This window comes from Paenibacillus albiflavus, from assembly GCF_004344915.1.
In the GTDB taxonomy this organism is placed as follows: Bacteria; Bacillota; Bacilli; order Paenibacillales; family NBRC-103111; genus Paenibacillus_AM; species Paenibacillus_AM albiflavus.
Genome location: NZ_SKFG01000016.1, coordinates 64965 through 78142, shown reverse-complemented (window position 1 = coordinate 78142; position 13178 = coordinate 64965). Strand labels below are relative to the sequence as shown.

Sequence of the window (13178 nt, the reverse complement as noted above, 5' to 3'; positions counted from 1 at the left end):
TATAATTAGTAATTATTGAACTATATAATGTAAATACTTATGGAGTAGATTGTTTGTTCCATAACAGACTTAGGAGGTTATACAAATGGCAATAGTTAACGTAAGTGACCAATCATTCCAGGCTGATGTAGAAAACGGCGGCGTCGTATTAGTGGATTTCTGGGCTCCTTGGTGTGGACCTTGTAAAATGATTGCTCCAGTACTAGATGAATTATCTCAAGAAGTTACTGCTACGATCGCAAAAGTAAACGTTGACGATAATCCTGAATCAGCTGCTCGTTTTGGTGTAATGAGCATTCCAACTCTGATCTTGTTCAAAGACGGCCAACCCGTTGATAAAGTAGTTGGCGTACAATCCAAAGACGCTCTTAAGAGCTTGCTTGCTCGTCACCAATAATCGATTCTCGAATCGATCTATATAAAATCAATTCGATTTTGAACTCTTTATCCACTTGGTGGGTAAAGAGTTTTTTTAGGTTTCTACTTACTTGCCATTTCATGCTATTCTATGGAGAAGGAGTGTGAATGAAGTCCTATGACGAAAAAGGCGGATGAGCGGGAAGACGAGCAGTATAAAGAGCTGATTAAGCACAAATTATCGCTGCTTCCAGATCGACCTGGCTGTTATTTGATGAAAAATGAAGAAGGCACCATTATATACGTCGGCAAAGCGAAGGTTCTGAAGAATCGGGTTCGCTCTTATTTCTCAGGATCGCATGATGCGAAGACACAGCGCCTTGTGATGGATATCCGTGACTTTGAATATATCGTGACCGAGAGCAATATGGAGTCACTTATTTTAGAATGCAACTTGATCAAGCAGCATTTGCCTCACTACAATGTGCGGCTCAAGGATGATAAGACGTTCCCTTATATCAAGGTAACGAATGAGGAGCACCCGCGTCTGGAAGTGACGCGGCGTGTCGTGAAGGATAAGGGCAAGTACTTCGGCCCTTATCCGAATGCTTTTGCTGCCCAGCAGACGAAGCGCCTGCTGGATAAGCTCTACCCGCTGCGCAAGTGCAGGACACTGCCTGACAAGGTGTGTTTATACTACCACCTTGGGCAGTGTCTCGCGCCGTGCGCGTATGAGGTCACAGCAGCGCAGAATGAGGCGCTGGTGAATGAGATTGTCCGCTTTCTAAGCGGCGGACATGAAGCGGTTAAAGCGGAGCTGACGGAGAAAATGCTCGCTGCGTCAGAGGAGCTTGAATTCGAGCGCGCGAAAGAGCTTCGCGATCTGATCCAGTATATTGAAGTCGTGATGGAGAAACAAAAGATCAATATGCAAGATACTGTGGATCGCGATGTGTTCGGTTACAGCGTCGATAAGGGCTGGATGAGCGTGCAAATTCAGTATATGCGGAGCGGTAAGTTGATTGAGCGGCATGTATCTTTATTTCCATTTTATGGAGAAGAATATGATGATTTCATCTCTTATGTTTCCCAGGTATATAGCGAAAATCCAGCAATGCCGAAGGAAATTTTCTTGCCGATGCCTCCTGTATCGGATAGTCACGATAATGCTGCAGCAGAATCACAGATGATTGATGTAGAGGAGATTAAACATTCACTTGAAAGTTGGCTTAATGTCAAGGTCCAGTTCCCTCAGCGTGGACTTAAGAAGCAGATCGTTGATATGGCAATAAGCAATGCTAAGGTCGCGCTTGAAGAGAAGTTCCGACTAATTGAGCGCAATGAGCAGCGTACAACAGGGGCTTCAAGCAGTCTTGGCAACTGGTTAGGGATCAGTGACATGTCGCGTATTGAGGCATTCGATAATTCGAATATTCAAGGCGTGGACGCAGTATCCGCGATGGTTGTATTTACAGACGGGAAGCCGGATCGCAAGCAGTACCGCAAATATAAAATTCGAACTGTGCAAGGACCAGATGACTATGAATCGATGCGGGAGGTTATTCGCCGCAGATATGAGCGCGTGCTCAAAGAAAATTTACCGCTGCCCGATCTGATTATCGTCGATGGCGGCAAGGGGCAAATTTCGGCTGCATTAGATGTGCTTGAGAATGAGCTCGGGCTCTATATTCCAGTCTGTGGATTGAAGAAAGATGAGAAACACAAGACCTCTCAATTGCTGATGGGGGAATCTGCAAGTGTGGTGCAATTACCACGGGATTCACAGGAGTTTTATTTGCTGCACCGCATTCAGGATGAGGTGCATCGATTTGCGATTACTTTTCATAGACAGACACGTTCCAAGAATATGGTCACCTCGCAGCTTGATTCGATTTCTGGTATTGGTGAGAAGCGTCGGAAGAAGCTGCTGCAGCATTTTGGCTCCCTGAAAAAAATAAAGGAAGCAAGTGTAGCTGATTTCCGCGAGGTGGGAATCGGGGATAAGCTTGCGGCGCAAATTTTGGAAGCCTTGAATGAACCCAAAGATGAGGCGGATCAAAAGTGATTCCGAATAGAATAATAAAGAAATAACTAGCAAATAGATGAAAAAAGTGTTATTCAAGGATAAAGCCAATGTTTCATGAAGAAAACAACCTATGGAATCCTTAAATTGACTAATTTTCGTAAATTACGTCATTGTATCCTTATGTTTGAAGAGCTACAATAAGAATCAATTGAATAAGCCGAATTTCTAAATTAGAAAACGGGGGAACCAACCAAGAAGCGATAATTCTGCTTTCCATGAGCAAATACGTTTCGATAGGGGTGAATGTTGCTAGAAGGATCCATAAGCATGGAGGATCTTCTATCAATTAGGGCGTAACTGCCGTCCGAATCCGTCAGCTAACCTCGTAGGCTTCGTGTCAGTTTATTTACTAATGACACTTGTTTCGAGGTGTCTTTTTTTTTTGCGCATTTGGAGGATAATATGTTCATTTAGGTGACTTGGAGGAGTCTTGATTGAAACTAAACACGATTCTACAGCGGTTAACGCCTTCTCAAACTTTAGTCATCGGGTTCGCACTTATTATTCTGGTCGGAACTTGTTTGCTTATGCTGCCATTTGCTTCAACAAGCGGAGAATCGCTTCGATTTGTTGATGCATTATTTACAGCAACCTCTGCTACTTGTGTGACAGGGCTTGTTGTTGTTGATACAGGGTCCTCGTTCACGATGTTTGGGCAAATCGTTATCATCTGTCTGATCCAAATCGGTGGTCTTGGGTTTATGAGTTTTGCAACACTGTTTGCATTAGCCCTTCGTAAGAAGATTTCGTTAAGAGAGCGCCTGCTTCTCAAAGAATCGCTAAATGCAGGCTCCATGGAAGGGATTGTCCGTTTATTCCGCAAGCTGGCTTTGTATGCTTTTACGATTGAGGGAGTCGCAGCAGTTATTTTATCGATTCGCTGGTCGTTTGACTTAGGGGTATCCAAGGGAATCTACTTTGGGATATTTCATGCAATCTCGATGTTTAATAATGCAGGCTTTGATTTGTTTGGATCCATTTCAGGTGAATTCAGCTCTCTAACGAGCTATGCGAATGATATAGTCGTCAATGTGGTTGTGATGGCGCTTATTATTCTTGGAGGTATTGGATTTATCGTCATGGCAGATGTCATGGAGAAGAAGTCTTTTAAGAAATTCTCTTTACATACCAAAGTGGTGCTCACGACCACAGGATTCTTGATCGTGTTTGGTGCGTTGATCATATTTATTTTTGAATATTTGAATGCGAGCACGATGGGTCCGCTTGATGTAGGTGGCAAAATATTAGCCTCATTCTTTCAATCGGTAACCACGCGGACTGCAGGGGCGAATACGGTTGATCTTAGCTCGCTAAGGCAGGCAACGCAATTCTTTATGATCATTCTGATGTTTATCGGTGCATCGCCTGGATCAACAGGGGGCGGGATCAAGACCACGACCTTTACTGTCCTGATGGGTGCCTTAATTTCAATGATTAGGGGGAAAGAGGATATTGTATTATTTCATAATCGTTTAGCGAAGGACCGTATTTTGAAGGCCGTAACCTTAACTTTATTTGCCTTAGGGCTAGTCATTATTGTATCCATGGTATTATCCACGACGGAGGATCGCTCGTTCCTAGCTATCTTGTTCGAAGTTACTTCAGCATTCGGCACAGTTGGCTTGACGATGGGCATAACGGCTAGTTTAACAACCGTAGGTAAGATTTTAATTTTACTGACGATGTTTATAGGTAGGCTTGGGCCATTAACGCTAGCTATTGCTATCGGGCCCAAAAATGATAAAGAGTTATTTCGCTACCCAGAGGGTAAAATTACTATAGGATAAATGGGTTTACAGGAAAGGATTGAAGGGGAACATCCATGATTGAGAAACAGTACGCAGTAATTGGATTAGGGAGATTCGGCTCCTCATTATCACGTGAGCTAGTTAAGCTCGGATATGAAGTGCTTGGCATCGATATTAATGAAGAAAGAGTTCATGAAATGAGTCAAGTACTGACGCATACGGTGGTTGCGGATTGCACGGAAGAAGAAGTGCTGCGCTCATTAGGTATTCGTAATTTTGACTGTGTCGTTGTTGCGATCGGCAATGATATGCAGGCAAGTATTCTAACGGCCATTGTCTTGAAGGATGCAGGGGTTACGAAGGTAGTTGCCAAAGCACTATCGGAGCTTCACGGTAAAGTATTGCAAAAAATAGGTGTAGATCGCGTCATCTATCCTGAACGGGATATGGGGATTCGTGTAGCACATCAGCTTGTTTCGCCTAACTTGCTTGACTATATAGAGCTGTCAGATGACTATACGATTGCAGAATTGTCCGTACCTCAAAAAATGTGTGGAAATACCCTTCATGATATGAACCCACGCGCCAAGTATGGTTGTTCTGTCGTGGCAATCATTAAGAAAAGCGGTGTTATCGTTGCTCCTTCTGCAACGGATATGCTTGAAATGGATGATTTGATGGTTGTCATTGGCAAGAATGATGGTATTGAGAAATTTGAAGATGATCTGGAACGCAGCTCATAACTGAATAAGCTCTGGTTACATAAGGCTGTCCCAAACGCAGATTCTGCCTAGGGGGAGCCTTTTGGCTGTGTGCCACTTGAGGCAATCCTTCGTTATTCATTCTGATAGCTATAGTAGGTTTTAGCTGTGTGGACAAAGGATTGCACCGTTTCGTTATCCATCGCATCACGTGGGAAAATAAGCGATGTTGTCCTCTTCATAGCTTCAAGCTCAGGAAAATGGCAAATAACAAGTTCGTTATTTTCTTCAAGGTGTGCGCGTACATAGGATTGAGGCAGTAGAGTTGCTGCATTGCAGGATACAACCAGCCTTATGATGGCCTCGAATGAATCAATTTCCATTTTGATATTTGGATAGATGTCATACTGCTGGAACCACTCATCAGTTAACACACGATACCATGTCCCTCGCGAGAACAGAATTAACGGTAAGCTCTTTAGATGATCAATTGTAATTGTTAGCTGATTCGCATAAGGATGACCAATCGGTAAAATGAGGCAAAGGTGATCATCAAATAATGGGTCGCAGATGAGTCCATTAACTTCAATAGAAGAGGCGACAAGTCCAATATCGACTTTGCGGTCTTTGACCATCGTCACGATTTCATGCGTTTTACCTGTTGAAGCCTTGACATCGATCATAGGAAATCGATTGAGATGTGCTGACAATAAATCTGGTAGAGTTGATTGCAGCGTTGTTAACGAAGCGCCAATGGTAAAGGAAATGTTCTTGTCTGAGCCTTTGAACTGTTTCAAATTCCGCATTAGTTGATCCTGCAGATGAATAAATTTCAACGCATGCTCATAACAGATCTCACCAGCGCGTGTAAGCTCTAGGCGCTTCCCTTTGCGTGTGAACAGCTTGACTTCAAGCTCTTCTTCTAGCTTCATAATTTGCCTGGATAGCGCAGGTTGAGAAATATTGAGTACACGAGATGCTTTATTTAGTGATGAAAGCTCTACAATTCTAGCAAAGGAATACCAATGTTCCACGATAGAACGTCTCCTTTTTTGGCGATTTGGAAGATAGGAAAGGACGATAAAACCCTCATATTATGCTTATGCAAGAAAGTTATAAATATTTATAATAAAACAGCACTTCCATTATAAGCTATTACGCGGTAGTATGTATACGTCACTAAAAATTCAGATTTTTATAGAAATTTTTACAAGGAGGTCATTGACTTTATGAGCAATTCTTATTTATTTCGCAAAATCCATTCTTTGCTCGGTATCGTTCCTGTAGGTGCGTTCTTAATCATGCATTTGATTTCGAACTATGCCGCAACTAAAGGCCACGGTGCATTCGTAGAAAAGGTCCTTTGGATTAATAGTCTTCCGCTTGTGTTCTTTCTGGAGCTATTGTTCATTTGGTTACCTCTAACCTATCATGCTGTATACGGTCTATATGTTGCCTATACTGCACGTCATAACGCGATCAACTATGGATACTTCCGCAATCAAATGTTCCTTTGGCAGCGCATTACAGGGGTTGTCACATTCCTGTTCGTTGCATGGCATGTCTTCGAAACTCGTGTACAGGTTGCTTTAGGCAATATCGATCACCAAGGACTTGGTGTGGCCATGCATGATATTTTTGCAAATCCTATATACCTAACGATCTATGTCGTGGCTGTTATCATGGTATCTTTCCACTTCTGTAACGGTATCTGGGGCTTCTTGGTATCATGGGGGCTTACAGTGGGTCCTCGCGCACAGAAAGTTTCTACGATTATCTGCATGCTGCTTTTCGTCGTGATGTCCGTTATGTTCATTCTTTCTATCGTAAGCTTTACAGGTGCTGAGTTTGAACAAATTCCAGCAGGCATTAAGTAGAAACGGATTTTCCCGTTATCATTCGTGAAATACATTATTAAACTATTGGGTAGGTGAACGATAAATGGCAACCTCAAAAGTAATTATCGTGGGTGGCGGTCTTGCAGGTTTGATGGCAACGATCAAGGCAGCGGAAGCTGGCGTGCATGTGCAACTCTTCTCCTTGGTACCCGTTAAACGTTCCCACTCCGTGTGCGCTCAAGGCGGTATTAACGGAGCGGTTAATACCAAAGGTGAAGGCGACTCCACATGGGAGCATTTTGATGATACTGTGTACGGCGGTGACTTCCTTGCGAATCAGCCTCCTGTTAAAGCAATGTGCGATGCGGCTCCAGGCATCATTCACTTAATGGATCGTATGGGTGTTATGTTTAACCGTACGCCAGAAGGTCTTCTTGACTTCCGTCGTTTTGGTGGTACACAATATCACCGTACAGCGTTTGCTGGTGCGACAACTGGACAACAGCTTCTTTATGCACTAGATGAGCAGGTTCGTCGTTTTGAAACAGAAGGACTTGTAACGAAGCATGAGCATTGGGAATTCCTTGGCGCTGTCATTGATGATGATGGTGTATGCCGCGGTATCGTAGCTCAAGACCTTCGTTCGATGGAAGTCGTTACTTTCCCAGCTGATGCGGTAATCTTGGCGTCAGGCGGCCCTGGTATTGTTTTTGGTAAAACAACGAATTCTGTTATTAATACAGGTACTGCTGCGTCTGCAGTGTATCAGCAAGGCGTTAACTATGCGAATGGCGAATTTATTCAAATTCACCCAACAGCTATTCCTGGGGACGACAAGCTTCGCTTGATGTCTGAATCAGCTCGTGGTGAAGGCGGACGTATCTGGACGTATAAGGATGGAAAACCTTGGTATTTCCTAGAAGAGAAATATCCTGCTTATGGTAACTTGGTTCCACGTGACATTGCGAGCCGTGAAATTTTTGCCGTATGCTACGATATGAAGCTTGGTATCAATGGGGAAAACATGGTATACCTTGATTTGTCTCATAAAGATCCTAAAGAGCTTGACGTTAAGCTTGGCGGTATCATCGAGATTTATGAGAAGTTCACGGGTGATGACCCTCGTAAGATCCCAATGAAGATCTTCCCTGCTGTTCACTATTCAATGGGCGGCATGTGGGTAGATTACAATCAAATGACGAACATTCCAGGTCTATTCGCTGCTGGTGAGTGTGAGTATCAATACCATGGTGCGAATCGTTTGGGCGCGAACTCGCTTGTATCTGCTATTTATGGCGGTATGGTTGCGGGTCCTAAGGCAATTGAATATATCAAAGGCCTTAAGAAGCATGCAGAGGATATCTCCTCGACAATCTTCGAACGTGAACGTATGAAGCATCAGTCCAAATATGACAGTATTCTGCGTATGAACGGAACGGAGAATGCTTACGTTATTCATAAAGAGCTTGGCGATATGATGACTCAGAATATGACCGTTGTTCGCTACAATAAAACGCTTGAAGAAACCATTGGCAGAATCAAAGATTTGAAGCAAAGATATGCGAAAATTAATGTTAACGATACATCAGGCTGGAACAACCAAGGCGCTTCCTTCACACGTCAGCTATGGAATATGCTAGAGCTTGCTGAAGTAATGACTACAGGTGCGTTAATGCGTAATGAAAGCCGCGGTGCTCATTTTAAGCCAGAGTTCCCTGAGCGTGATGATGACAACTTCATGAAGTCAACCATCGCAACTTGGACACCAGATGGGCCGAAGATCTCTTATGAAGATGTCGATGTTTCGCTAATCGCTCCACGTAAGCGTGACTACACAACAGACAAGAAGAAGGGAGAGAAATAATCATGGCTGAAGCAGCTCGTACAGTGAGGTTTATCGTAACTCGTCAAGATGGACCTGATGCGACTCCTTATACAGAAGAGTTTGAAGTTCCCTATCGTCTGAATATGAACGTAATCTCTGCTTTAATGGAAATTCAACGCAATCCAGTTAATGCGAATGGACAGCACACAAAACCCGTTAACTGGGAATCGAACTGTCTAGAAGAAGTATGTGGTGCTTGTTCGATGGTCATCAATGGCAAGCCTCGTCAAGGTTGTTCAGCACTTGTTGATAACCTAGAGCAGCCGATACGTGTCTCTCCAATGAAGACATTCCCTGTTGTACGTGACCTCGTAGTTGATCGCGCACGGATGTTCAATGCTCTTAAGAAGGTTAAGGCATGGATTCCTATCGATGGAACCTACGATCTTGGTCCTGGTCCCCGTATGGCGGAATCGAAGCGTCAATGGGCTTATGAGCTTGCGAAATGTATGACTTGCGGCGTATGTATGGAAGCATGTCCGAACGTTAGCGAGAAAACTACTTTCATCGGTCCAGCTGCGATTTCTCAAGTTCGTCTATTCAACTCCCATCCAACAGGAGAAATGAATAAGGATGAGCGTCTAGATGCACTTATGGAAGATGGCGGCATCGAAGGCTGTGGTAACTCGCAGAACTGCGTACGTTCTTGTCCGAAGGGGATTCCGCTTACAACTTCAATCGCTGCAATGAACGCAGCGACAACGAAGCATCTTTTCAAAAAGTGGTTCACGGTATAATTAAACTATGTTATGATAAAGGGCACTTCTGTTACTTCATAGTAGCAGAAGTGTTTTTTAGTATGGCTTATAACTTTGTTACCTGAAAGAAGGTCAGTTCATGATCTATGCATTTCTCGTCTTTATTGGAGGCTGTTTCTACGGCATTCTATCGACAATTGTTAAATTCGCCTATGCTGAAGGTTATACAGTAAATGAAGTGATTGGTGCACAATTCTTCTTTGGCTTCATTCTGCAATCTATTCTTGTACTGATCGTATCTCGCAAAAAGGTAAGCTGGAAACAGGCGGGCTTGCTGATGTTAGTTGGTACAACGATGTCGGGTACAGGTATCTTATATGGTGCAAGTTTAGTGACAGTGCCAGCATCGATTGCAATTGTTCTTCTATTTCAATTTACATGGATTGGAATCATTATAGAAGCAATCACGAATCGCAAACGTCCAAGTGCAGGTAAAGTAATTTCGATTATTATTCTATTGATCGGAACTGTCTTATCAGCAAATGTGATCAATGGCGAATTTGGAGCAATTAGTGTATGGGGAATTGTGCTGGGGCTATTATCCGCAGTAACTTATGCGCTATTCATCATTGTTTCAGGCAAAGTGGCAACGAATGTACCTGCATTTAATCGTACGATGTTAATGTCCATGGGCGGCATGCTGCTTGTGTTTGCTGTATATCCACCAACTTTTTTAATTGATGGCGCTTTGCTGGATGGATTATGGAAATATGGAATTCCGCTAGCATTAGTCGGAACAGTTATTTCAAGCACTTGTATGATTGTTGGTGTTCCTAAGGTTGGACCAGGACTGTCATCCATCTTGTCCTCATCTGAATTGCCTGTGGCGGTTGTTGCTTCTGCATTAGTTCTTCACGAAAATGTATCCACTTGGCAATGGGTAGGGGTTCTATTAATTTTCGTCGGAATTGCGATTCCACAGCTTAAAGTATTTCGTGAAAAAAAACAAAGTCCAGTGCATATTTAACTCATTATAAAATGATCCTGCTGACTCCTAGGAGTTAACAGGATCATTTATTATTAATCGCTTCAATCCTTCGAGTGGATCGTCTAGCGGAATATATTCAAGTCCAATATAGCCGTTATAACCTGTCGAATCTATGGTACGAAGCAGGTTAGGATAATGAATCTCCCCATAATCTAACTCATTGCGACCAGGGTTGCCTGCAGCATGAAAATGACCAATATGCTTAATGTTCTGCTGAATTCTTGCCGCAAGATGTCCTTCCATTACTTGTTGATGATAAATATCGAATAATACCTTAACATGCGGGCTATTCACCTTGCCTACGATTTCAAATGCTTCATCAGAGCTCCATAAAAAATACCCTGGGTGATCAACAAGTGTATTAAGCGGTTCAATGACCAGTGTAATACCTGCCGCTTGAAGCAAAGGAACGCAAGCCTTTAGACCTGTGACGATATTGTAGTGCTGCAAGCTTCTGGAGAGACGTGGGATTTCATTGCCAACTTGTGTGATGATCGTTGTGCATTGCAATTGTTTAGCGATCTGAATCGTTTCACTTAAAGCCTGTATATAAGCATGTCGCTCAGCTGAGTTAACTAAGCTAATAAATTTGGTACACATGGCGGTTAAATGTAGATTCAAGCTCTCCGTTTCACGCCTTAGAAGATCAATATCTTTATCCCACCAGCTCCAAATTTCATAATTACGAATACCTAGCTGTGCAATCGCTTCTAAGCTTGATTTCAGGTCACAGCCTGCAAAAACCGCATCCATGCAAACCGAATAGGAATGTTTCATCATAGCCTCCTTGGGATCAGAATATGGAATCGCTTACAAAATAAATAAGTGAATAATGAGATTTATTACTAGTATCTCATACATGAAGTAAGTGCTCAAGGGTTAACTAATCATTCATATAAGAATGATCGGCAATCTTGTCTTGGGTAGTGTGTTTATAGGTTTTTTTGATAATAATTAAGAATATTGCAACAATTTAGAGCTTTTGTAAGTTTATATAGTTAAAAGGCTTTAATATGATGATAAAGAGGTGTAAGGCTTGAGAAATCGAAATACCTTAATTGGTCTAATCATCGTTATTGTTGTTTTGCTTGGACTTATTACATGGAAGCTGATAACGAATGAGCAAGATCAATTAAAGGCTAATGCAGAACTTCCGCAGACCGACAATGCTTCTACATTAGCAATCAACACTCCACAGCCGACTGCTCCTGCAGTAGAAGCTTCTCCCATTCCAACCATTACTCCACTGCCAGCTCCGGACGTTTATCCAGAAGCGACGGTGGAAGAGCAGCAAGCTTATACCGCAGAATATGCGATGAAGGCGCCAGCAGACCCTCCAACGATTGAATGGACGAGGGATAAGGACGCCGTATTTCGGCTTGATTCAGACCCGCGTATCATCAGAACTACTATATTCATGCCACTAGTTAAACGTGATGAGGAAATCACGATATTTTTCCAGAATGCAATGGATCGCAAGTCAGTTGAAGATAAGATCAAGGAGATGTCACAGAGTAATCACTGGTACCGTGTGTATCCTAAGCTGTTGATGCATTGGTCGAGTGATACGGAGCTGCATATTAAGGTGCTTGCTTCTAAAGTGGATACTTTGCCGAATCTATCCGATCGATTCTATATTGATGTAAGCGGCAGCAAGAGACAAGATGGCTATTCGATCAATCGGCATCTCTTTGTCGGCTCTTTGGTAGAACCAAGTCAAATATGGCAAGCAGCAATTGACTTATCGAGTTTAAGCAAAATAAGTGATTTTGTTGAGTCTTATGACATTGAAAAGCTCGACCTCGAAGGCAAATATTATTTATTAAATCGCAAAGTCAATTCTTGTTATGAGTGTGATGCTCAGCCTGTCAAATATTTGAGTTTATACGATTCTACAAAACAGAAGAAGACGGATTATCCATTTGAAATACAGTTGACGACGAATTACCGTGGAAGCGGTAATTTCAGGGTAGATAAACGTGGTTTTTTCTATGAAGTGCCTAAAGCTGTAGGTGTGAAAGCTCCCGTTAACGATCCAATAATCGAATTTAACTTGACGGATTTTGTACATGGCGCAGCATTCACCCGAGATGCAGAGTCCATTATTTTAATCACTGGACCTCAAGATGCAACAGCAGAGACGAAGTTAACGATCAGGTGGATTGATTTAACGACTCGCAAGGAGACGGTTCTTAAAGAGGTTGTAAGCGGGGGTATTCCTCAAAGCCAAGTTGATGATACTCGATTTCCTATTTCATTTATCGACGATGGAACGGACGTATACTTCGCCTTATATGATTATCAAAAAGACGAATATATTCGTTATCGACTCAATTGGAAGTCGCAGCAGCTGACGAATTGGACATTAACGGTCCCTCCTGATAAATGGAGAGGGTTTGAGTCTTCTGATGATGGCAAGTATCGACTGTATACTAATTATGCGCTATATCGGCATCAAGAGAATGAAGATCAATTGCTTAAGCTGTATGAGGAGCTGGGGTTACTTGGAAGTGTCTGGATCCCGCAGTCGCATGATTTTCTAGGCATTTCTCGAATTGGCGCAGGCAAAGAGCTTACATCCTATGGCTCGATTGTACGCGTGAACGCAGATACGATGCAGCAAACGAATTATGCGAATACGGCATTATTGAACCCGCGGATTGTTATGATCTCCAAGGATGGCAAGACGGTATATTTAACAGCAAAGGATGCACTATGAGCCTATGAAAGCGTATTCTATTTTGTTACATAAATGAAATATTTCTGTTATGTTCCTATAATGTTGTTGGAGTAATATAATAGGCAAGACCCCCTTTT

At 42.7% G+C, this 13178-nt stretch carries 11 protein-coding genes and 1 riboswitch; of the genes, 9 read left to right on the top strand and 2 right to left on the bottom strand.

Going from position 1 to position 13178, the window contains the following annotated elements:
* Positions 1-85 precede the first annotated feature (85 nt).
* The 4 genes from trxA to E0485_RS15720 all read left to right on the top strand — a co-directional run bounded on the left by trxA (position 86) and on the right by E0485_RS15720 (position 4934).
* Positions 86-397: a thioredoxin gene (trxA, locus tag E0485_RS15735; RefSeq protein WP_132419019.1), complete on the top strand. Its 312-nt coding sequence runs from the start codon at positions 86-88 to the stop codon at positions 395-397.
* 138 nt (positions 398-535) lie between these two features.
* Positions 536-2422: an excinuclease ABC subunit UvrC gene (uvrC, locus tag E0485_RS15730; protein ID WP_132419018.1), complete on the top strand. Its 1887-nt coding sequence runs from the start codon at positions 536-538 to the stop codon at positions 2420-2422.
* 166 nt (positions 2423-2588) lie between these two features.
* Positions 2589-2789: riboswitch (cyclic di-AMP (ydaO/yuaA leader) on the top strand.
* 88 nt (positions 2790-2877) lie between these two features.
* Positions 2878-4230 (top strand): TrkH family potassium uptake protein, encoded by a 1353-nt coding sequence (locus tag E0485_RS15725; RefSeq protein ID WP_235857595.1) that lies wholly within the window; start codon positions 2878-2880, stop codon positions 4228-4230.
* A gap of 35 nt (positions 4231-4265) precedes the next feature.
* Positions 4266-4934, top strand: a complete 669-nt coding sequence (locus E0485_RS15720) for a potassium channel family protein (protein ID WP_132419017.1) — start codon at positions 4266-4268, stop codon at positions 4932-4934.
* A 92-nt stretch (positions 4935-5026) separates the two neighbouring features.
* Here the strand turns inward: E0485_RS15720 and E0485_RS15715 are convergent, their stop codons facing one another.
* Positions 5027-5926, bottom strand: a complete 900-nt coding sequence (locus E0485_RS15715) for a LysR family transcriptional regulator (RefSeq protein ID WP_132419016.1) — start codon at positions 5924-5926, stop codon at positions 5027-5029.
* Between the two features lie 195 nt (positions 5927-6121).
* On the opposite strand from E0485_RS15715, the gene E0485_RS15710 reads away from it, so the two are divergent.
* The 4 genes from E0485_RS15710 to E0485_RS15695 all read left to right on the top strand — a co-directional run bounded on the left by E0485_RS15710 (position 6122) and on the right by E0485_RS15695 (position 10340).
* Complete coding sequence (locus E0485_RS15710; protein WP_132419015.1) at positions 6122-6769, top strand: succinate dehydrogenase cytochrome b558 subunit; 648 nt, start codon at positions 6122-6124, stop codon at positions 6767-6769.
* Between the two features lie 64 nt (positions 6770-6833).
* The gene (gene sdhA / locus E0485_RS15705) at positions 6834-8594 is read left to right on the top strand and encodes a succinate dehydrogenase flavoprotein subunit (protein WP_132419014.1); all 1761 of its coding nucleotides are present in this window, start codon (positions 6834-6836) and stop codon (positions 8592-8594) included.
* A gap of 2 nt (positions 8595-8596) precedes the next feature.
* Complete coding sequence (gene sdhB, locus E0485_RS15700; RefSeq protein WP_132419013.1) at positions 8597-9352, top strand: succinate dehydrogenase iron-sulfur subunit; 756 nt, start codon at positions 8597-8599, stop codon at positions 9350-9352.
* Between the two features lie 100 nt (positions 9353-9452).
* Positions 9453-10340, top strand: coding sequence for an EamA family transporter (locus E0485_RS15695; RefSeq protein ID WP_132419012.1), 888 nt, complete (start codon positions 9453-9455; stop codon positions 10338-10340).
* A 27-nt stretch (positions 10341-10367) separates the two neighbouring features.
* Here E0485_RS15695 and E0485_RS15690 read toward each other — a convergent pair whose 3' ends face one another.
* A complete protein-coding gene (locus E0485_RS15690; RefSeq protein WP_132419011.1) occupies positions 10368-11141 on the bottom strand; it encodes a hydroxypyruvate isomerase family protein in 774 nt (257 codons plus the stop codon).
* A gap of 256 nt (positions 11142-11397) precedes the next feature.
* On the opposite strand from E0485_RS15690, the gene E0485_RS15685 reads away from it, so the two are divergent.
* Complete coding sequence (locus E0485_RS15685) at positions 11398-13080, top strand: hypothetical protein (protein WP_132419010.1); 1683 nt, start codon at positions 11398-11400, stop codon at positions 13078-13080.
* Positions 13081-13178 lie beyond the last annotated feature (98 nt).